The sequence below is a fragment of the Nocardia sp. BMG51109 genome (genome assembly GCF_000526215.1).
In the GTDB taxonomy this organism is placed as follows: Bacteria; Actinomycetota; Actinomycetes; order Mycobacteriales; family Mycobacteriaceae; genus Nocardia.
Map to the genome: position 1 here is coordinate 119,454 of NZ_JAFQ01000004.1, position 18,613 is coordinate 138,066.

Consider the following 18,613-nt stretch of genomic DNA (forward strand, 5'->3'; position numbering starts at 1 on the left):
CCGGCCGGGGAGAGCTATGCGCGGCTGTCGTTTCGAGGGTCACGCGCCTTCGGCGGCGGTGGCCGCGGTGTTCGCCGCCGTGATGTAGGCCATCGCCCGGAACAGATCCGGGTACACCCGGTGCGCCAACCGCCGGGTTTCCTCGGTGGGTTCGACCAGGTCCGGGATCAGCAGGCAACGCAGGCCCGCGCCGTGCGCCGAGCGCAGACCGTTGGGCGAATCCTCCAGCGCGAGAGTATGTTCCGGGTCGGCGCCGAGCGCGGCGGTCGCGGTCAGATACGGCTCCGGATGCGGCTTGCCCCGGCGCACGTCCTGGCGGGTCACCACCGCGTCGAATCGCCCGGCGATCCCGGCCGCCCGCAGGTGATGGTCGGTCCGATCGCGGCTGGACGACGTCGCGATCGCCCGCGCGATCGCCCCGGCGTCCAGCGCGTCCAGTAGTTCCGGCACGCCCGGCTCGAGACCCAGCCGCCCGGCGTCGACGAAACGACCGAGGGTGGCCTCGTGCCGGGCGAAGAAGTCGTCGACCGGAAAGCCGGGACCGTATGCGGCGGCGACGAGTTCGCGGCTGCGGTCGGCCGGTTGCCCGATCATGCCGCAGCAGAACTCCGGCGACAGCTCGTAACCGAACTCCTTCCCCGTGCCGATCAGTGATTCGAGCGCCAGCCGCTCGGAGTCCAGCAGCAACCCGTCCATATCGAAAATCACTGCGCGCACAGGTTTTTCGGCGCTCACCCGACACTCCCTTCGAATTCCGGCGCCCGCCGCCCGCCCGGCCGGAACCGGCCCGCCCACCGATCGGCCGCGCGGCCACTGCGCCGGCCGGCATCGAACCAGCGTAGCCAGGACCATGATCGCCGACCGGTCGAGGCCCGACCGCCGATGCCCGCGGCGGCGTTCGCCAACCCACAGAGATGCCTTCTCCACCCCGCAGAAATGATTGCCAGTCAATAACTGTCCTGCCTGTAGCGATGGCTATCCTGGTCTGGTGAGTTCAGCGACGACCCCTACCGGCAAGCGGACCGTCGGGCTGATCTGGGCGCAGACCCGCGACCGCGTCATCGGGGCGAAGGGCACCGTACCGTGGCACATCCCGGAGGATCTCGAGCATTTCCAGGAAGTGATCACCGGGCACACGGTCATCATGGGACGCCGGACCTGGGACGCGCTGCCCGAGCAGGCCCGCGCCCGGCCGGAGCAGCGCAATATTGTCGTCACCCGCGATCCGCAGTGGTACGCCGCCGGTGCCGAGCGGGCAGGATCCATCGAGGAGGCGCTGTCGCTGACCGATCCGGAGGAGGTGTGGGTGATCGGCGGCGGCGAAACCCTCCGCGCGGCCATGCCGTACGCGACGGTCATCTCGCTGACCGAGGTGAGCACCGACGTGGCCGGCGACGTGTACGCGCCGGAGATCACCGGCGAGTTCATCATGGCGTTCACCACCGGGGTGCAGCGCTCGGCCAACGGCCGGGATTCCTACGTGTTCCGCAGTTACGCCCGAAAGTAGCCGGGCGATCACCCGAGCCGGTGCTCGTGGATCGCGGTATCGAGGTTCGTACCGTTGAGATCCAGATACAGCTGCCCCTCGGTGACCGATACGGTGACGGCATTGCGGCGTTCGATCGCCGCCGCGGCGGATTCCACGAAGCCGGGGTCGAAGGAGTACAGCGGGATCGACTCGGCGCGATGAATGCGTTTGCCGGCCAACTGCGCCAGCACCTTGGCGGGCTCACGATGGGTGTAGATGGCGACCTGCTCGGTCGATCTGCTGCCGCGGTGCACCCGCTCGGCATCGGGCGCACCGACCTCGATCCAGGCGGTGCGGCGCCCGGTGAGGTCGCGGGCCAGCACCGCGGGTTCGGCCGTGGACGACACGCCGCCGTCGCTGAACGCGATACCCTCCCGGTACTCGAGGCAGTAGGCCATCAGCCGGGTCAGCATGAACTCGGCCGTTTCCGACGGATGCCGCGCCACCCGCAGCTCCACCTCCCGGTAGACGTCGCGGTCCACGAGGGCCAGCTGGACGGAGAAGGTGTACACGGTCGCGCTCAGGGCCATAGCAGCAGCAGCTTAACGGTGCGGGAACGCCGCATCGAAGACGGGCAAACACGACGGGAGACGTTGCGATTAACATGTGGAGAATATCTCCGCTTGTCCGAGCCGAGCGGAGTTCGTCCGTTCTCATGGGAGGGACCGTGGACGTACCGCCGACAACGTCGCCGACGGCACGACCGATGCGCGCCGACGCACGCCGCAACTACGAGCGCATCGTCGAATGCGCCCGCGAGGCGTTCGCCGAGCACGGTCCCGAGGCCCCGCTGGACGAGATCGGGCGCCGCGCCGGCGTCGGCCCGGGCACGCTCTACCGCCACTTCCCGAACCGGGACGCGCTGATCGAGGCCGTCTACCGGTCGAGGATCGAGGCGCTGGCCGCCCGCGCTTACGAACTCATCGAAACACTTTCTCCCGCCGAGGCTCTCGACCAGTGGTTCCGTGCACAGGTCGATTTCGTGATGGACAAGCGCAGCCTGGCGGCCACCCTGAAGGCGGCGATCGACCGCAGTTCCGAGACCTTCACGCTGTGCTCGGGCCTGATCACCGACGCCGCGGGCGCGGTGCTGCGGCCGGTGCAGGAGACCGGCCTGATCCGCGCCGACATCGAGCCGCGCGATCTGCTGCGGCTGGGCCACGGCATCGGCGCGGCCTGCGAGACAGCGCCGGAGGCCGCCGGGCGGTTGATCGAGGTCACCCTCGCCGGCCTGCGCACCGACCGGCAGACTCGGGTCCCATGACGGCCGACGAGACCGATCGCGAGGAGAGCGAGCCCGACTACCGCTTCACGCTCGCCAACGAGCGGACCTACCTGGCCTGGATCCGGACCGCCCTGGGCCTGCTCGCCGGCGGCGTCGCCGTGCACACCCTGGCGCAGTCGTTCCACCACGCCGCGCTGCGGCGGGCGCTGGCGCTGAGCTGCATCGTGCTGGCGGTGATGATCTGCGTGGGCGCCTACACGCACTGGCGGGACGTGCAGCGGCGGATGCGGCGCGGCGAGCCGCTCGCGCACTCCGTGATGGTGCCGCTGCTGGCCGCGGGCATCGCGGTGATCTCCGTGCTCGCCGCGGTGGCGGTGCTGCGGTGACGGCGCCGACGCTCGCCGCCGAACGCACCGCGCTGGCCTGGCGCCGTACCGCGGTCGGCACCGCGGCCACCGCGGCGCTGTTCACGCACGAGGCCGTCGTCGCCGAGCGGGCCGCCGCGGTGACAGCGGCGCTGGCGGCCGCACTGGTGCTGGTGATCGTCGCGGCCATGAGCTATCTGCGCAATCGCTCACTGCGACACGGGCATTGGGGCCACGGCGCCCGGGTGATCGCGATGACGACGGCCGCGATCGTCACCGTCATGATCGTGGCGGCCGTGATCGCCGTCGCCGCACCCCTGATCTAGTGCGGCCACGGCATTCGTCCGATCACTCCGATGGCTCGTGTGGTTCGTCCCAGATCAGTGCCAGGAACAACCGGGCACGCTCGCGCGGCTCGTCGAGCCGGTCGCCGTACAGCTCCCGGAGCCGGGTCATCCGGTAGCGCACGGTCTGCGGATGGATGTGCAGTTCGTGCGCTATCTCGTGCCGGTCGCCCATATGCCACAGCCAGCTGCGCAACGTCTCGATCAGGCGGTCCCGCGTTCCCGCCGGCACCTCGCGCAGCGGCTCCAGCACCCGGTCCTTCAGCACCGACAGCAGCCATTCGTCCCGGTTCGCGATGATGGTGTCGAGTTGATCGCCGACCAGGACCGGGCTGCCGGCGAGCACGCCGCTGCGCCGCAACCGCAGGGCCGTCTGCGCGATCCGCATCCCCGCGGGCAGCACATCGAGCGTGAGCGGACCGCCGATGACGACGGCCAGCCCGTGCAGCCCGGTGGTCAACCGGTGCAGCTGGCCGCCCCGACCGGCATGCGGCACGATCAGCCCGACCGCATCGGAACGCCGGATCGGCAACGCGTTGAACCCGATCCGATCCAGGGCGGTGCGCGCCTCGGTGTCCTCCGGATCGGCGAGCACGACCGCGGTGTCCTCGGGCAACGGCCAGCTGGCCCGGGCCGCCGCCGCGCGCAGGCCGACGGTGTCCGACCGGCCGGACAACAGCAGTTCGGCCAGTTCCTCCCGGAGCCGCTCGCGGGCGGCGCTGGCGGCCGACTGCTCCAGCACGTACCCGTGCGCCGAGGCCGTGGAGAACTGGTCGACGAAGACGAACACCGCCTCGGCCAGCGCCGCCAGCACATGCGGCTCGAGCTCGAGCTCCAGCGCCGTCGCCGCGACGTGGTGCCATGCCACCCGCGCCCCGACCTGATACGCGGTGAGCAGGTAGGACAGCTCCGTGCCGTCCGCGAAGTGCCGCCGCCCGATCTGCTCGAAGATGAGCCGGGCGCGAGTGTACTCACCGTCGCGGGCCTGCGGCCCGGGGCCGTGCTCGGCCATCTCGAGCAGGCTGTGCACGAACAGCACACCCGCCTCGGCGACGTCGGGGTGGTGCTGGTCGAGGAAGCTCGCGTAGTCGGGCCATTCGGCGGCGAGGGCGTCGCGCACCTCGTAGAGTAGAGCGGGCATTCTAGCATCGAGTTCGGACGCCAGCCGCTCGATCGCGTCGGGTTTAACCTGTAGTTCTTCATCGGAGACGCTCATTCGACTACCTCCGGCCTCGATTATCGCGCCGTGACAAAAACGACCGACCGAAATCACCATGCAGGTTGAAGATTTGCGTGTGACGTAGCGCTCACTATCGAACCATGGACGCAGCGACAGCGGGGCCCCGTCGCTTGCGGGCCCAGGAGCGGGACGAAAACTTCCCGGTCGCGCTGCGCTGGCTGCCCCGCGACCAACGCGAACACCTGCACGCGGTGTACGCCACGGCCCGCCTGATCGACGACGTCGGCGACAAGGCGCCGGGCGACCGCACGGCACGGCTGCTGGCGTTGCGCGCGGACCTGGCGCTGGTGTGGAGCGGCGGCTCGCCGGCCGAGCCGGTATTCGCGGCGCTGGCGCCGACGGTCTCCGCCTGCGCGCTGGACCAGGAACCGTTCCAGCGCCTGATCGAGGCGAATCTGGTCGATCAGCGGGTCACCCGGTACGCGACGTTCGAGGATCTGCTCGGGTACTGCCGGCTGTCGGCCGATCCGGTCGGGCGGCTGGTGCTCGCGGTGTTCGGTCAGGCCACGCCCGAGACGATCGCGCTGTCGGACCGGGTGTGCACGGCGCTGCAGGTGCTCGAACACTGCCAGGACGTCGCCGAGGACTACCGGGCCGGGCGCGTCTATCTGCCGCAACAGGACCTGACCGAGTTCGGGGTGCGCACCGAACAACTGGCGACCGGCGGACCCGCCGAACCCGGGTGCCGTTCGGTGGTGTTGCGGCAGGTGGACCGGGCCGCCGACCTGCTCGACGAGGGCGCCGCACTGGTCGCCCGGCTCACGGGGTGGGCGCGGATGGCGGTGGCCGGATACGTCGGGGGCGGCTATGCGACGGCGCGGGCGCTGCGGGCGGCCGGCGGCGACGTCTGGGCGCGGGAGGCCAAGCCCAAGCACGTCGACACCGTGCGCTCGATGGTGACGCTGCTCGGCCGGGCGGCGGTGGTGCCGCGATGACGACCGTGCTCCCGGCGGTCTCCGAGGACTACGCCGCCTGCGAACGGATCACCCGCACCGAGGCCAAGAACTTCTACTACGGCATACGACTACTCCCCCCGGACAAGCGATCCGCGCTGTGCGCGCTGTACGCCCTGGCGCGCCGGATCGATGACATCGGCGACGGCGACCTGGCACCGGCGGCCAAGACCGAGGCGCTGACCGGGCTGCGCAAGTCCCTCGACGACCCGGGCGGCGAGGACGATCCGGTGTTGCGGGCGGTGGCCGATGCGGCGCGCCGCTATCCGGTGCCGCTGTCGGCATTCGGCGAACTGATCGACGGCGTGCAGAGGGACGTCGACGGCATCGATTACGCCGACTTCGGCGAACTGACCACGTACTGCCGGTGTGTCGCGGGTGCGGTGGGCCGGTTGTGCCTGTCGATCTTCGGCGCCGGGACCGACCCGCGCGCACCGCTGTTCGCCGACCAGCTGGGAATTGCCCTGCAGCAGACCAACATTCTGCGCGATATCCGGGAGGATCTGGGCAACGGCCGGATCTACCTGCCCCGCGACGAACTCGACCGGTACGGCGTGCGGCTGGAATTCGACGACACCGGCGCGCTGAGCGATCCGGACGGGCGGCTCGCGGCGCTGATCCGCGACGCCACCGAGCGCGCCGAGAACTGGTACTGCCTCGGGCTGCGGCTGCTCCCCGAACTCGACAGCCGCAGCGCCGCGTGCTGCGCCGCCATGGCGGGCATCTACCGCCAGCTCAACACCCGGATCCGGGCGAATCCGGCGGCGGTGTACGACCGGCGGCTGTCGCTGTCGGGCTGGGAGAAGGCCCGGGTGGCCTCCGGCGCGCTGCTGCGGTCCTCGGCGACCAGAACGTCGCGGAGCACGCCGTGACCGCCCGCGTCGCGGTGGTCGGCGGCGGCCTCGCGGGTATCACCGCGGCGCTGGGCTGCGCCGACGCCGGACACCGGGTGACACTGTTCGAATCCCGGCCCTGGCTGGGCGGATTGACCTACTCGTTCGACCGCGGCGGGCTGCGGGTGGACAACGGCCAGCACGTGTTCCTGCGCTGCTGCGACCGCTACCGCGCGCTGCTGGCCCGGCTCGATGTCGAGGACGACGTGAATCTGCAAGCGCGCCTGGATATCCCGGTGCGCGGCCCGCTGCCCGGCGGCGCCACCGGAGCGGGCAGGCTGCGGCGGCTCCCGCTGCCCGCGCCGCTGCATCTGAGCTGGGCACTGGCACGATATCCCTGGTTGTCATCGGCCGCCCGCGCGCGTTTCGTCCGCGCCGCACTGGCCCTGCGCGCCGTGGACCCCGGCGATCCGCGCAGTGACGCCGCGAGTTTCGGCGAGTGGCTGCGTGCGCACGGGCAGGACCGCGACGCCGTCGAGAGTCTGTGGGATCTGGTCGGCATCGCCACCCTGAACGCCCGCGCCGACGACGTCTCGCTGGCGCTGGCCGCCACGGTCTTTCAGATCGGCCTGCTCACCCGGTCCGATGCCGCCGATATCGGCTGGGCGCGGGTGCCGCTGGGCCGGTTGCACGGGGAATCGGCCGAGAAGGCGCTGGCGGCCGCCGGGGCGACCGTGCTGACCCGCACGAAAGTATCCGCGGTACAGCGGAATCCGGACGGCTGGACGATTCGCGCCGACGGCGACGGCGTGGACGTGGACGCTCTGGTACTCGCCGTTCCGCCCGGCCCGGCGTCCGCGCTGCTGCCGCCGGGTGCGATGGATCTGCCGGCCGGCTGGGCCGCGGCGCTGGGCAGCGCGCCGATCATCAACGTGCACGCCGTCTACGACCGGAAGGTGATGAACACCCCGTTCGTGGCCGGTCTCGGGACGGATGCGCAGTGGGTGTTCGACCGCACCCCGGCCTCGGGGCTCGGTGACCACGACGCCTCCGGCGGACAGTATCTCGCGGTATCGGTCTCGGCCGCCGACGATCTCGTCGACCTGCCCACCGCCGAGCTGCGCGAGCGTTTCCTGCCCGCGCTGCGGGAGCTGCTGCCCGCGACCGGGACGGCCCGGCTGCGCGATTTCTTCGTCACCCGGGAACGGCACGCCACCTTCCGCCCGGCCCCGGGCTGCGCGCGCCTGCGCCCGGGCGCCCGCACCGCGCTGCCGGGCCTGTATCTCGCGGGCGCGTGGACCGCCACCGGCTGGCCCGCGACCATGGAGGGCGCCGTCCGCAGCGGCGAATCCGCTGTGGCAGAACTTGTTTCGGACAACAACACCCGTACACCCGAATGGGAGGTGATTCGGTGACTACAACGACCCTGTCGGCCGTCGACACCGGAAGCGACGCGGTGCGGGAAGCATTACGCGATGCGGTGAACCGGCTCGACGACACGATCCGTCCCGTGGTCGCGTACCACTTCGGATGGTGCGATGAGCACGGGCGCCCCGTACGGGGCAACGGCGGCAAATCCATTCGTTCCCGGCTGGCGCTGCTCGCCGCGCGGGCGGTGGGCGGCGGCGGTGCCGCCGCGCTACCGGGCGCGGTGGCGGTGGAGCTGGTGCACAACTTCTCCCTTGTGCACGACGACCTGATGGACCGCGACGCCACCCGCAGGCACCGGCCGACGGTGTGGGCGGTCTGGGGCGATGCGGTGGCGGTGCTGACGGGCGACGCGATGCTGTCGCTGGCCCACGAGGTCCTGCTGGATTCCGGTTCGCCGCAGGCGATTCCGTCCGCCAAGATCATCGCCACCGCGACCACCGAGCTGATCCGGGGGCAGGCCGCCGACGTCGACTTCGAGCACCGCGACGACGTGAGCCTGGCCGAATGCGTCCGGATGGCGACGGGGAAGACCGCCGCGCTGCTGGCGGCGAGCGCGGGGGTCGGCGCGCTGCTGGCGGGTGCGCCGGACCGCACCGTCTCGGCGATGCAGAGCTACGGCCATCACGTCGGCCTGGCATTTCAGCTGGTCGACGACCTACTCGGGATATGGGGGCAACCGGAGGTGACCGGCAAGCCGGTCTGGTCGGATCTGCGTTCCCGCAAGAAGTCGCTGCCGGTGGTCTGGGCGCTGGAGGCCGGCGGATCGGCGGGACGCGAACTGGCACGGTGGCTGGCCCGGCCCGACACACCGGACGAGGACGAGTTGCGGGGCGCGGCCGAACTCGTCGACCGGGCCGGCGGGCGGCGCTGGGCGCGGACGGAGGCGCAGCGCCGGGTCGCGCTGGCCGAGGAGTCGCTGGCCCCGGTGCCGATGCCCCCCGAATGCCGCGGCGAACTGACCGACCTCGCGAGGTTCATCATCGAACGGAGTGCGTGAGTATGACTGTGATCGATTCCGGCACGAGCGAGACCGCAAGGGCGACAGCCGATCCCGCTCTCGTCCGCGATGCGCTGCGGACGGCGCAGGTGCACCTTCGCGCACTGCAGGACGACACGGGCTGGTGGAAGGGCGAACTGGCCACCAATGTGACGATGGACGCCGAGGATCTGCTGCTGCGGGCGTTCCTGGGCATCGCCACCCCGGAGGTGACCGAACCCGCCGCCCGCTGGATCCGGTCCCAGCAGCGGGCCGACGGCACCTGGGCAACCTTCCACGGCGGCCCCGGCGACCTGTCCACCACCGCGGAGGCATGGGTGGCGCTGCGGCTGGCCGGCGACGGCGCGGACGAGCCGCACATGCGGGCCGCCGCGAAGTTCGTGCGCACCGGCGGCGGCATCGAGGGCACCCGGGTGTTCACCCGAATCTGGCTGGCGCTGTTCGGATTGTGGCCCTGGGACGATCTGCCCAATCTGCCACCGGAACTCATCTTCCTGCCGTCCTGGTTCCCGCTGAACATCTACGACTGGGGCTGCTGGGCGCGGCAGACGGTGGTGCCGCTGACGGTGGTCGCCACCCTGCGCCCGGTGCGCCCGCTGTCGTTCGGCATCGACGAGCTGCGCACCGGATCCCCTGCCCCGCGGCGGAATTCGATCGTCAGCATCGCGGGCATGTTCCAGCGGCTGGACACCGTGCTGCACACCTACGCCCGGCGCCCGCTCGGCTGGGTCCGCGAGATGGCGATGCGGCAGGCGGCGGAGTGGATCCTGGCTCGCCAGGAGGCCGACGGCGGGTGGGGCGGAATCCAGCCGCCATGGGTGTATTCGCTGCTCGCCCTGCATCTGCTGGGCTACTCCGTGGACCATCCGGCGATGCGGGCCGGGCTGGAGGGCCTCGAGGGATTCGTGGTCCACGAGCACACGCCCGCCGGCGAGCTGCGCCGGCTGGAGGCGTGCCAGTCGCCGGTGTGGGATACCGCGCTGGCGACCGCCGCGCTGCTGGAGGCCGGGGCGCCCGGCGACGATCCGGCGGTGCTGCGCGCCACCGACTGGCTGCTGGGCGAGCAGATCACCGCCGGCGGCGACTGGCAGGTCCGCCGCCCCGACCTGGCGCCCGGCGGCTGGGCCTTCGAGTTCGCCAACGACTGTTATCCGGACACCGACGACAGTGCGCTGATCATCCTTGCGCTGCACCGGGTTTCGCATCCGGACCCGGAGCGGCTGCGGGCCGCGATCCGGCGCGGCACCGATTGGACGGTGGGCATGCAGTCGGCCGACGGCGGCTGGGGCGCCTTCGACGCCGACAACACGTCGGCGCTGCCGGCCAAGCTCCCGTTCTGCGATTTCGGCGCCGTCACCGACCCGCCGTCGGCCGACGTCACCGCGCACGTGGTGGAGATGCTGGCGGAGCTGGGACGCGGATCCGACGAGCGGTGCCGGCGCGGCGTGCGCTGGCTGCTCGACCATCAGGAACGCGACGGTTCCTGGTACGGCCGCTGGGGGGCCAACCACATCTACGGCACCGGCGCGGTCGTGCCCGCCCTCGTGGCCGCCGGGGAGGATCCGCGATCGCGCCCGATCCGGTCGGCCGTGCGGTGGCTGCGAGCGCACCAGAACGAGGACGGCGGCTGGGGCGAGGATCTGCGCTCCTACCGCGATCCGGCCTGGATCGGGCACGGCGAGTCGACCGCCTCGCAGACCGCCTGGGCGCTGCTGGCCCTGCTGGCGGCGGGCGAGCAGCACTCCCCCGCGGTCGAGCGCGGGATCGGTTGGCTGATCGGCACGCAGCGCCCCGACGGCGGCTGGGACGAGGACCTGTTCACCGGCACCGGCTTCCCCGGCGACTTCTACATCAACTACCACCTGTATCGCATCGTGTTCCCGATCTGGGCGCTCGGGCGGTACCTGCGGGCGGCGGAGCCGGCCCGCAACGGGCACCGGGGCGGCTGAGCGATGCTACCCGGAACCGTTTGCGCCCCACTGCGAAGCGAGCGGGCGGCACTGCGGGGCGCGACCACCGCCCACACGGTGCGCACCGGCCGCGGCCCCACCCAGCGGCTCGACACCCCGGCGGGCGCGATCGCCGTCGCCGGGGTGGCCGGTGCGCTGGATCCGTCGCTGCGTCCCGGGGATCTGGTTGTCGCACAGCAGATCCGCCGCGCCGGGACGGTGCTGCCGAGCAATGCGGCGCCGCTGCTCTACTCGGCGCTGCGGCGCCTCGGCCTGCGCGTGCACCTCGGCCCGATCTTCTCCGCGGAGCACATCGTCGACGGCCCGGCCCGCGATCGCCTGGCGGCCACCGGCGCGCTGGCCGTCGACACCGAGTCGGCATTCCTGGCCGATGCGGTCCCGGACGGCCGCACGGTGGTCATCCGGGCCATCGTGGACACCCGGGACGCGCCGCTGGTCCATCCCGGGACCGTGCTGCGCGGAATCCGGGCGCTGCACGCATTGCGCTGTGCCGCACCGGTTCTCGATCAGTGGTCGGCCGCGCTCGGCGAGCGGGAGGTACTGCTGGCCGGGCCGTCGGCCACCGACTCGGATCCGCCGGACCTCTCGTCCCGTATCGATCTCGTCCTGGCGCTCGGCTCCCCGGCTACGGCCCTGACGGAAGCCGCTGCCGGCCAGGGCATTCCGGTGCAGGCGGTGCACCGGGTCGACGAGGTCGACCTGGGGCTGCTCGCGGCCGCCCGGCGCATCGCGGTCTCGGTCACGCCGACCGTGCCGCCGTCCCTGACATCCGACCTGCTCGACGCCCTGTCCGGCCTGGGACCGGTCCGGGCACGCGAGGCCACGGTCACCGATGAACTTTCGTTCCACCCTCGGGAGGTGAGTTGAATGGGCATGCCCTTACGTCAATCCCTGCGTCTGGGAACCTATCTCGCGAAGCAGAAGCTGCTGCGCCGGGAGAAGTTCCCCATCCTGGTCGAACTGGAGCCGCTGTTCGCCTGCAACCTGAAATGCGCGGGCTGCGGCAAGATCCAGCACCCGCACGACATGCTCAAGCAGCGGATGCCGGTGGAGCAGGCGGTCGGCGCGATCGAGGAGTGCGGCGCGCCGATGGTCTCCATCGCCGGCGGCGAACCGCTGATGCACCCGCAGATCGACGAGATCGTGCGACAGCTGCTGGACCGCAACAAGATCGTGTTCCTGTGCACCAACGCGGTGCTGCTGCCCAAGCACCTGCACAAGTTCACGCCGCACCGGAACTTCGCGTGGATGGTGCACCTCGACGGCCTGCGCGAGCGGCACGACGCCTCGGTCTGCAAGGACGGCGTCTTCGATCAGGCCGTGGATGCCATCCGGCAGGTCAAGGCGGCGGGATTCCGGGTGATGACCAATACGACGTTCTACGACCTGGATTCGCCGCAGGATGTCATCGACGTGCTCGACTATCTCAACGACGAGCTCGAGATCGATCACATGCAGATCGCGCCCGGCTACGCCTACGAGAAGGCCCCGGACCAGGAGCACTGGCTCGGCGTCCAGCAGACCCATCAGCTGTTCGCCAAGGCGTTCGCGAACGGCCGGCGCAAGAAGTGGCGGCTCAACCACTCCCCGCTGTATCTGGACTTCCTGGAGGGCAAGGTCGATTTCGACTGCACCGCCTGGGCCATCCCGTCGTATTCGCTGAAGGGCTGGCAGCGGCCCTGCTACCTGCTCGACGACGGCTACGCCCAGAGCTACCGGGAACTGATCGACGACACCGACTGGTCGAGCTTCGGCCGCGGCAACGATCCGCGCTGCGCGAACTGCATGGCGCACTGCGGGTACGAGCCGACCGCCGTCGTCGCCACCCTCGGTTCGCTGAAAGAGACGATCCGCGCCGCCGCGAGCTGACCGCAGCCCGGACGCGGCACCACCGGCAACCGTGCGCTGATCGGCGTTTCAACCGGCCGATCTGCCCCTATGCGGCTACTTTGGCCGAGTGCGACGCATCCACACGGGAGTGGACACCGTCACGGCATTCCTGGCAACCCTCGTTGCCGGACTGTCGCTGGCCGTACCCATCGACTTCCGGTGGACCAGCGATTCGTCGCCCCTGCAGCTGAATCTGCTCGCCCACAATCAGCCCACCGCCGTGGCCGCGGGCGCGATCGTGGCGGTCGTCATCGCCACCGTGCTCACCGCCGCGGGCAGCGAGCTGGTGTCGTGGTGCACGGCGTTCGGTGCCGCGGCCGTGATCGCCGCCGGCCATCTGCTCGGCCGCTCCCCGCACCCGGCGACGACCCTGACCACCATGAATTTCCTCGGCACGGTGGTCGGCGGGATTCTGCTCGGCGGTGTCGGCGCGGCCGTGGCCAGGTTCGCGGCGCCGACCGCCGGCTGGATTCTCGGGATGGTCGCCAGCGTCTCCGTCGCCGTGGCCCTGCCGACGCCGCAGCAGGCCGAGAGCGACCCGTTGCGGCCGGGCTGGGCCGTCGCCTCCGACTCGCCGCCGGTCTGGTTGATCGTCGTGGCGCTCGTGCTGGTCGCGATCAGCACCTACCTCAACCGCCGCAGCGTCTCGACGGTGCGGATGACGGTGGAGCTGCCGCTGGCGCCGATCGTGGCCGGCCTGTTGTTGCTGGCCACCGGGCTGCTGACGACGAACTGGGTGACCAACGGCGAGGGCGGCACGGCCATGATCGTCGCCGCGGTCGCCCTCTCGACACTGGTCACCGGCGGCGCCGCACTGCTGCTGCCCGGCCGGGACGGCGAGTTCGTGCTGATGGCCGTCGCCGTCACGGCCGCGGGCAACGCGACGATCGCGGCGACGCTGCCGGTCTGGTCGGTGCCGCTGTTCGTGCTGCTGACCGGCGCGGGGCTCGCGGCCGGAATGCGATGGCCGAGACCGGATGTCGCGTTCGGCGCGTTCGCGGTCCTGGCGCTCTGCTCGATCGTGCTGGGGTATCTGCGCAACGGCAGCAGACCGGTCGACAATGTCACCAACCTGATACTCGCGGTCGTCATCGGCTTCGGTCTCGGTTCGACCGTGCCGCGCCGCGCCTCGGCCCGCGTACTCGGTGCCGCGCTCGTCATCGGCCCGTCCGCGGTGCTCGCTTTGCGCACCACCCTGAGCTTCGGCGCGTGCACCGAGGTCGCCCAGCCGGGCGCCGGCGTGGTGTGCGAATACGACGGCCACGCCTCCGTGGTCCCGGGATGGGCCGCCCTCACGATGGTCGCCGGATGCGCGCTGTTCGCCCATGTGCTGCGCCGCCGCGTCGACAAGGCGACGGTCGACCGCTGACCGCCCGGTGACCGCGAAACCATTGCTTACCAGGCCGTTTCGGATGTTACCCGCTGATGAAATGGCCCTCACAGCACTTCATTACCGATCGTGATCATCGTAGGCTCGATTCGGATCTTCACCCGCCCGGAAGATCCACCGGAACCGCCCCGAACCAGTGACTCCCACACTCTCCACGCTTCGGGGCGGTTCATTCTGTCCATAGTGCCGGCTCGCGGTCCTGGACACCGTCGAGACCTTCCGCTCGATGATCAACCGGCCGAACGGAACCGAGAGGCCGAAACGAGCACGACCCTCTCGAACCCGGTCGTGACGAGACGCTGCCGACCGGCACGCGGAACGCGAATTGCCTAGCGCCAGTGGAGGGTTCGATGGCGCAGGCCGCCGGTCAGCTGGCCCAGCAGAATGCCCATCAGGAGCCCTCGTTCCTCGCCGGTGAGGCCGCGGGCGACCGTCAGGCCCATGAGGTCGCGCAGGAGTATCGGCAGGTGGATTTCGGGGAGGCCGTTGCCGGGGTAGTCGGCGTGCAGGCGGGCCAGGCCGCGGCCGCGGGGGCGGCCCTGGCGCAGGCCGGCGCGGAAGCCGCGGCGGTAGCGGTAGGCGACCAGGGCGGCGGGCAGATAGCCGACGCGGTAACCCTGACGGTGTACGCGCCAGCCGAATTCGACATCCTCGTTGGCGGGGTAGGTCTCGTCCAGGCCGCCGGTCTTCCGATAGACCTCGGCGCGGCAGGCCATGCTCCCCGCGACCACCACCGGCACCGCCACGCCCGCCGGCTGGAAGGACTCGGGCGGGGGGACCTCCGCGACCTTGCGCGGGTTGTGCCTGTTGAGCGTGCGGCCCTCGACGGCCGAACTCACCAGGTCGTATCCGGTCTCCAGAAAGGCGATCAGGCGGCGCATCCACTCCGGATACACCCAGTCGTCATGGTCGCAGAACAGCAGGATCTCGCCGCTCGCCTGCTCGGCGCCGACGTTGCGGGCATGCGCCGCGCCCCGCGCTCCGGACGCATCGACGTACCGGAGGTTCAGGCGGTCTCGTAGCGAATGACCCTCGATGTGCTCGCGCAGCCCGACCGGGGAGTCGTTGTCAGCGACGATCACCTCGAAGCTGCCGGAATGATCCTGTCCGGCAAGGGCATCGAGTTCGACGTCGAGCAGCTTCCTGCTCTCGATCGAGGTGACATGAGCCGGGACGACAACAGAAACCAATCGCGCGCTCAGGACAGCACTCCCTTCGAAATAAGTGGGCGCTCGACCCTACCCCTTTCATGCGGAAGCCGCACTGCGGCGAAAACCACTCCGCGGCAGCGCGGCAGGAGTGCGGCCGGTCCGGAGCGGAAATCAAAGGTGACATCACGATCCCATATCAGACGAACCGGAAGGCGAGTCGGCCGGGCTCCGCCTCCGTCCTACCGAATCCTTTCCGACCTGCATCGATGTGCCACGGACCGGGCTGTGGAGAACTCCGTGGCAACGTATCGATTTGTCCGAATCGGCGGTCCGATTATCAGCTTCCCGAGGCGATGTCGTCGGCCAGCGGCGCAATTGCCGCAATAATCTGTGCCACCAGTTCTGGGGGCACACCGGCATCGGTCAGCGCATTGGTGAGATGCCCGGCGACCAGATTGAAATGGTCCATGGTGATTCCCCGGCCCTGATGAACTTGTTTCATCGGGGCACCGGTATACGGCTCGGGACCGCCGAGTGCCGCGGCGAAGAACTCCACCTGGCGGCCCTTCAACCGGGACATGTTGGTGCCGCTGAAGAACGGCGCCAGCTGCGCGTCCGCGAGCACCCGGACGTAGAAGTCCTCGACCACCGCCTCGATCGCCTCGTGGCCACCGATCTGGTCGTAGATGGTGCCGGGCTCGGCGACGGCGGCCGCCGCCGACTCGGCCTTACCGGATTTGAACCATGATGTGATACCCATGGTTCACAGGACAGCACCGAGCGGTTTCGCGGACGTTAGTTGCCGGTCGCGGCGGTTTTTCGGTCAGCACCTGTGCGTTACCTCACACTCACAGCGGGGCCGGGCCCGCTGTGAGGATCCCGCCACGGCAGGAACGACTCCGTCACGGCAGGAACTCCTGCGCCTTGGTTTTCGCCCCTTGCAAGACCAGATGCCGGGCCTCGGGGTCGCCTCGCAGCAGCGCCTCGGCGGTGTCCTTCATCTGCTCCCAGGTCGCGTGCGGCGGGATCGGCGGCATCTCCGGATCGCAGCGAACGTCGAGCAGCACGGGCTCGTCGGCGCTCAGGGCGCGGTCCCAGGCGGGACCGAGTTCGTCCGGATCGTCGACGGCGAGGGCGGACCATCCGGCGCAGCGCGCCATATCGGCGTACGAGACGTCCGGAAGGTCCTGGGACTCTTCGAATTTCGGCGCCCCGCCCATCGCGCGCAGCTCCCAGGTGACCTGGTTGAGGTCGTTGTTGTGGAAGACGCAGACGACCAGCCGCGGATCCGGCCACCGCTGCCGGTAGCGGGCCACGGTGAGCAGCTCCCCCATGCCGTTCATCTGCATGGCGCCGTCGCCGACCAGTGCGATCGCCGGGCGGTCGGGATGGGCGAACTTCGCCCCGATCGCATACGGGACGCCCGGGCCCATCGTGGCCAGCGTGCCCGACAGCGACCCGCGCATATCCCCGCGCATCCGCAGGCACCGGGCGTACCAGTTGGTGGACGAGCCGGAATCGGCGGTGACTATCGCGTTCTCGGGGACCCGCCGCGACAGCTCCCACACCACCCGCATCGGATTGACCGGGTCGGCCGCCAGCATCGACTGCCGCTCCACGACCTGCCACCAGCGCGCCACATTGTCCTCGATCGTCTCCCGCCAGGACCGGTCCTCCTTGCGCCGGACCATCGAATTCAATTCGGCGACAGTGGTCTTGGCGTCACCGACCAGATTCACCTCGGTCGGGTAGCGCATCCCTATGAAGGTGCCATCGATATCGATCTGCACCGCCCGGGCCTGCCGGAAATCGGGCAGGAACTGTGAGTACGGGAAGTTCGAGCCGATGATGAGCAGGGTGTCGCAATCGCGCATCAGCTCGTAGCTGGGGCGGCTGCCGAGCAGTCCGATCGGGCCGGTGACGTACGGCAGATCGTCGGGCAGCACATCCATGCCCAGCAGCGCCTTGGCCACGCCGGCGCCGGTGCGGCCGGCCAGCTCGGCGATCTCGGCCGCCGCCCCGCGGGCGCCCTGGCCGACCAGGATCGCCACCTTGGATCCGGCGTCGACGATCTCCGCGGCGCGGCGGATCTCGTCGGACGGCGGCATCACCGTCGACCGGATCGGACCGGGCGGGCTCGACGGGACCTGCTTGAATTCGTGCGTCGGCGGCTCGTAGGGCTCCTCCTGCAGGTCGGCGGGAATGATCACCGCGGTCGGCGCGCGGCGCGTCATCGCGACCCGGATCGCGCGGTCCAGCGCGTTCGGCAGCTGCTCGGAGACGTTGACCTCGACCAGGTAGTCGCTCGCGACATCCTTGTACAGGCTCTGCAGGTCGATCTCCTGCTGATAGCTGCCGCCCATGGCGCTGCGCGCGGTCTGCCCGACGAGCGCGACCACCGGGACGTGATCGAGCTTGGCGTCGTACAACCCGTTGAGCAGGTGGACGGCACCCGGACCGGACGTCGCCGCGCACACCCCGACCCGGCCGCTGAACTTCGCGTATCCGACGGCCTGGAACGCCGCCATCTCCTCGTGCCGCGCCTGGATGAACGCCGGCTCGTCGTCGGCGCGGCCGAACGCCGCCACCAGGCCGTTGATCCCGTCGCCGGGATAGCCGAAGACCTGGTCGACGTTCCATTCCCGCAGCCGCCGCACGATGTGGTCGCCCACTTGTTGCTGAGCCATCGCCCCTCCTGTCCCTGTCGCGTGGTCCTGCCCGTACCGAGCGTCCTGGCGTATTCGCGCGGATACCCGCGAACCGGTGGGTCAATCACGGGTGTGCCCGGCCCGGGCACACTCCCCGTGCACAATTCGGACCAGCCGCGTGGGCCGGGTGCGGTCAGCTCAGCCGCTCGACGGCGGCGGTGCCGATCTGGTGATCGGTGATCGAGAATTCCGCACCGGAGACGCCCAGCGCGCCGATGACCCGCCCGTCCGCCCGGATGATCACGCCGCCCCCGTTGGGGACCAGCGCGGGCACGCCCGACGGTGCCGGTCCGCCGAACAGCGGTTGCCCCTCCGCCCCCGGCGCGGACATGTGCACGGTGTCGAATCCGAGCGCAACGGCCAAGTCCGCCTTGCGTTTCGCGGAATCCACCGTGAACGTGGGCGCACCGTCCATCCGGGCGAACGACACCAGGGTGCCGCCGGGCTCCACCACCGCGAGCGAGACCAGCTCCCCCCGCTCGACAGCCGCCTCCCGTCCCGCCGCGATCACGCGGTCGGCCTCCCCCAGAGAAATCGCCATGGGCGTATCCTCGCATCGCCGGCCGCCGAGGTCACGCTTCGACACCG

At 70.6% G+C, this 18,613-nt stretch carries 19 protein-coding genes; 12 read left to right on the top strand and 7 right to left on the bottom strand.

Going from position 1 to position 18,613, the window contains the following annotated elements; all coding sequences use genetic code 11:
• Positions 1 to 39: 39 nt before the first annotated feature.
• Entirely contained in the window at positions 40 to 735 is a 696-nt protein-coding gene (locus D892_RS0101950) for an HAD family phosphatase (RefSeq protein ID WP_024799631.1), read from the bottom strand.
• Positions 736 to 988: 253 nt separating this feature from the next.
• Here D892_RS0101950 and D892_RS0101955 point away from each other — a divergent pair, with 253 nt between their 5' ends.
• Positions 989 to 1,507 (top strand): dihydrofolate reductase, encoded by a 519-nt coding sequence (locus D892_RS0101955; protein WP_024799632.1) that lies wholly within the window; start codon positions 989 to 991, stop codon positions 1,505 to 1,507.
• 8 nt (positions 1,508 to 1,515) lie between these two features.
• On the opposite strand, the gene D892_RS0101960 is transcribed toward D892_RS0101955, so the two are convergent.
• Positions 1,516 to 2,058, bottom strand: a complete 543-nt coding sequence (locus tag D892_RS0101960) for a YaeQ family protein (RefSeq protein ID WP_024799633.1) — start codon at positions 2,056 to 2,058, stop codon at positions 1,516 to 1,518.
• A gap of 176 nt (positions 2,059 to 2,234) precedes the next feature.
• Here D892_RS0101960 and D892_RS0101965 point away from each other — a divergent pair, with 176 nt between their 5' ends.
• Genes D892_RS0101965 through D892_RS0101975 form a run of 3 tightly spaced genes read left to right on the top strand, consistent with a single transcriptional unit; the run spans position 2,235 to position 3,444 of the window.
• Positions 2,235 to 2,792 (top strand): TetR/AcrR family transcriptional regulator, encoded by a 558-nt coding sequence (locus D892_RS0101965; protein ID WP_024799634.1) that lies wholly within the window; start codon positions 2,235 to 2,237, stop codon positions 2,790 to 2,792.
• Positions 2,789 to 3,139, top strand: a complete 351-nt coding sequence (locus tag D892_RS0101970) for a YidH family protein (protein ID WP_024799635.1) — start codon at positions 2,789 to 2,791, stop codon at positions 3,137 to 3,139. Before D892_RS0101965 ends, D892_RS0101970 begins: the two co-directional genes overlap by 4 nt.
• Positions 3,136 to 3,444, top strand: a complete 309-nt coding sequence (locus D892_RS0101975; protein ID WP_024799636.1) for a DUF202 domain-containing protein — start codon at positions 3,136 to 3,138, stop codon at positions 3,442 to 3,444. Before D892_RS0101970 ends, D892_RS0101975 begins: the two co-directional genes overlap by 4 nt.
• A 22-nt stretch (positions 3,445 to 3,466) precedes the next feature.
• Here the strand turns inward: D892_RS0101975 and D892_RS0101980 are convergent, their stop codons facing one another.
• Complete coding sequence (locus tag D892_RS0101980) at positions 3,467 to 4,678, bottom strand: CdaR family transcriptional regulator (RefSeq protein WP_024799637.1); 1,212 nt, start codon at positions 4,676 to 4,678, stop codon at positions 3,467 to 3,469.
• 104 nt (positions 4,679 to 4,782) lie between these two features.
• Here D892_RS0101980 and hpnC point away from each other — a divergent pair, with 104 nt between their 5' ends.
• The 8 genes from hpnC to D892_RS0102020 all read left to right on the top strand — a co-directional run bounded on the left by hpnC (position 4,783) and on the right by D892_RS0102020 (position 14,145).
• The gene (gene hpnC / locus D892_RS0101985; RefSeq protein ID WP_084160887.1) at positions 4,783 to 5,637 is read left to right on the top strand and encodes a squalene synthase HpnC; all 855 of its coding nucleotides are present in this window, start codon (positions 4,783 to 4,785) and stop codon (positions 5,635 to 5,637) included.
• Positions 5,634 to 6,527, top strand: a complete 894-nt coding sequence (gene hpnD / locus D892_RS0101990; RefSeq protein WP_024799639.1) for a presqualene diphosphate synthase HpnD — start codon at positions 5,634 to 5,636, stop codon at positions 6,525 to 6,527. The genes hpnC and hpnD overlap by 4 nt, the downstream gene beginning before the upstream one ends.
• Complete coding sequence (gene hpnE / locus D892_RS0101995) at positions 6,524 to 7,903, top strand: hydroxysqualene dehydroxylase HpnE (RefSeq protein WP_024799640.1); 1,380 nt, start codon at positions 6,524 to 6,526, stop codon at positions 7,901 to 7,903. The genes hpnD and hpnE overlap by 4 nt, the downstream gene beginning before the upstream one ends.
• Positions 7,885 to 8,916: a polyprenyl synthetase family protein gene (locus D892_RS0102000; RefSeq protein WP_036567885.1), complete on the top strand. Its 1,032-nt coding sequence runs from the start codon at positions 7,885 to 7,887 to the stop codon at positions 8,914 to 8,916. Before hpnE ends, D892_RS0102000 begins: the two co-directional genes overlap by 19 nt.
• 2 nt (positions 8,917 to 8,918) lie before the next feature.
• A complete protein-coding gene (gene shc / locus D892_RS0102005; protein WP_024799642.1) occupies positions 8,919 to 10,865 on the top strand; it encodes a squalene--hopene cyclase in 1,947 nt (648 codons plus the stop codon).
• Positions 10,866 to 10,868: 3 nt separating this feature from the next.
• On the top strand, positions 10,869 to 11,753 hold the full coding sequence (locus D892_RS43380) for a hypothetical protein (RefSeq protein ID WP_024799643.1): 885 nt from the start codon (positions 10,869 to 10,871) through the stop codon (positions 11,751 to 11,753).
• Positions 11,754 to 12,755 carry an adenosyl-hopene transferase HpnH gene (gene hpnH / locus D892_RS0102015; RefSeq protein ID WP_024799644.1) on the top strand — a complete coding sequence of 334 codons (1,002 nt, stop codon included), beginning with the start codon at positions 11,754 to 11,756 and terminating at the stop codon, positions 12,753 to 12,755.
• An 88-nt stretch (positions 12,756 to 12,843) separates the two neighbouring features.
• The gene (locus D892_RS0102020; protein ID WP_156959336.1) at positions 12,844 to 14,145 is read left to right on the top strand and encodes a hypothetical protein; all 1,302 of its coding nucleotides are present in this window, start codon (positions 12,844 to 12,846) and stop codon (positions 14,143 to 14,145) included.
• A gap of 350 nt (positions 14,146 to 14,495) precedes the next feature.
• Here the strand turns inward: D892_RS0102020 and D892_RS40170 are convergent, their stop codons facing one another.
• The 4 genes from D892_RS40170 to D892_RS0102040 all read right to left on the bottom strand — a co-directional run bounded on the left by D892_RS40170 (position 14,496) and on the right by D892_RS0102040 (position 18,566).
• Positions 14,496 to 15,356 (bottom strand): glycosyltransferase family 2 protein, encoded by an 861-nt coding sequence (locus D892_RS40170; protein WP_024799646.1) that lies wholly within the window; start codon positions 15,354 to 15,356, stop codon positions 14,496 to 14,498.
• 298 nt (positions 15,357 to 15,654) lie between these two features.
• Entirely contained in the window at positions 15,655 to 16,077 is a 423-nt protein-coding gene (locus D892_RS0102030) for a group 1 truncated hemoglobin (RefSeq protein WP_024799647.1), read from the bottom strand.
• Between the two features lie 142 nt (positions 16,078 to 16,219).
• Positions 16,220 to 18,004 (bottom strand): thiamine pyrophosphate-requiring protein, encoded by a 1,785-nt coding sequence (locus D892_RS0102035; protein ID WP_036566630.1) that lies wholly within the window; start codon positions 18,002 to 18,004, stop codon positions 16,220 to 16,222.
• A gap of 154 nt (positions 18,005 to 18,158) precedes the next feature.
• The gene (locus D892_RS0102040) at positions 18,159 to 18,566 is read right to left on the bottom strand and encodes a heme-binding protein (protein WP_024799649.1); all 408 of its coding nucleotides are present in this window, start codon (positions 18,564 to 18,566) and stop codon (positions 18,159 to 18,161) included.
• Between the last annotated feature and the right edge of the window lie 47 nt (positions 18,567 to 18,613).

Coding starts and splice junctions, on each gene's coding strand:
- D892_RS0101960 (WP_024799633.1), bottom strand. CDS start 2,058: ATGGCCCTGAGCGCGACCGTGTACACCTTCTCCGTCCAGCTGGCCCTC.
- D892_RS0101965 (WP_024799634.1), top strand. CDS start 2,235: ATGCGCGCCGACGCACGCCGCAACTACGAGCGCATCGTCGAATGCGCC.
- D892_RS0101970 (WP_024799635.1), top strand. CDS start 2,789: ATGACGGCCGACGAGACCGATCGCGAGGAGAGCGAGCCCGACTACCGC.
- D892_RS0101980 (WP_024799637.1), bottom strand. CDS start 4,678: ATGAGCGTCTCCGATGAAGAACTACAGGTTAAACCCGACGCGATCGAG.
- hpnC (WP_084160887.1), top strand. CDS start 4,783: ATGGACGCAGCGACAGCGGGGCCCCGTCGCTTGCGGGCCCAGGAGCGG.
- hpnD (WP_024799639.1), top strand. CDS start 5,634: ATGACGACCGTGCTCCCGGCGGTCTCCGAGGACTACGCCGCCTGCGAA.
- D892_RS0102000 (WP_036567885.1), top strand. CDS start 7,885: ATGGGAGGTGATTCGGTGACTACAACGACCCTGTCGGCCGTCGACACC.
- shc (WP_024799642.1), top strand. CDS start 8,919: ATGACTGTGATCGATTCCGGCACGAGCGAGACCGCAAGGGCGACAGCC.
- D892_RS43380 (WP_024799643.1), top strand. CDS start 10,869: ATGCTACCCGGAACCGTTTGCGCCCCACTGCGAAGCGAGCGGGCGGCA.
- hpnH (WP_024799644.1), top strand. CDS start 11,754: ATGGGCATGCCCTTACGTCAATCCCTGCGTCTGGGAACCTATCTCGCG.
- D892_RS0102030 (WP_024799647.1), bottom strand. CDS start 16,077: ATGGGTATCACATCATGGTTCAAATCCGGTAAGGCCGAGTCGGCGGCG.
- D892_RS0102035 (WP_036566630.1), bottom strand. CDS start 18,004: ATGGCTCAGCAACAAGTGGGCGACCACATCGTGCGGCGGCTGCGGGAA.
- D892_RS0102040 (WP_024799649.1), bottom strand. CDS start 18,566: ATGGCGATTTCTCTGGGGGAGGCCGACCGCGTGATCGCGGCGGGACGG.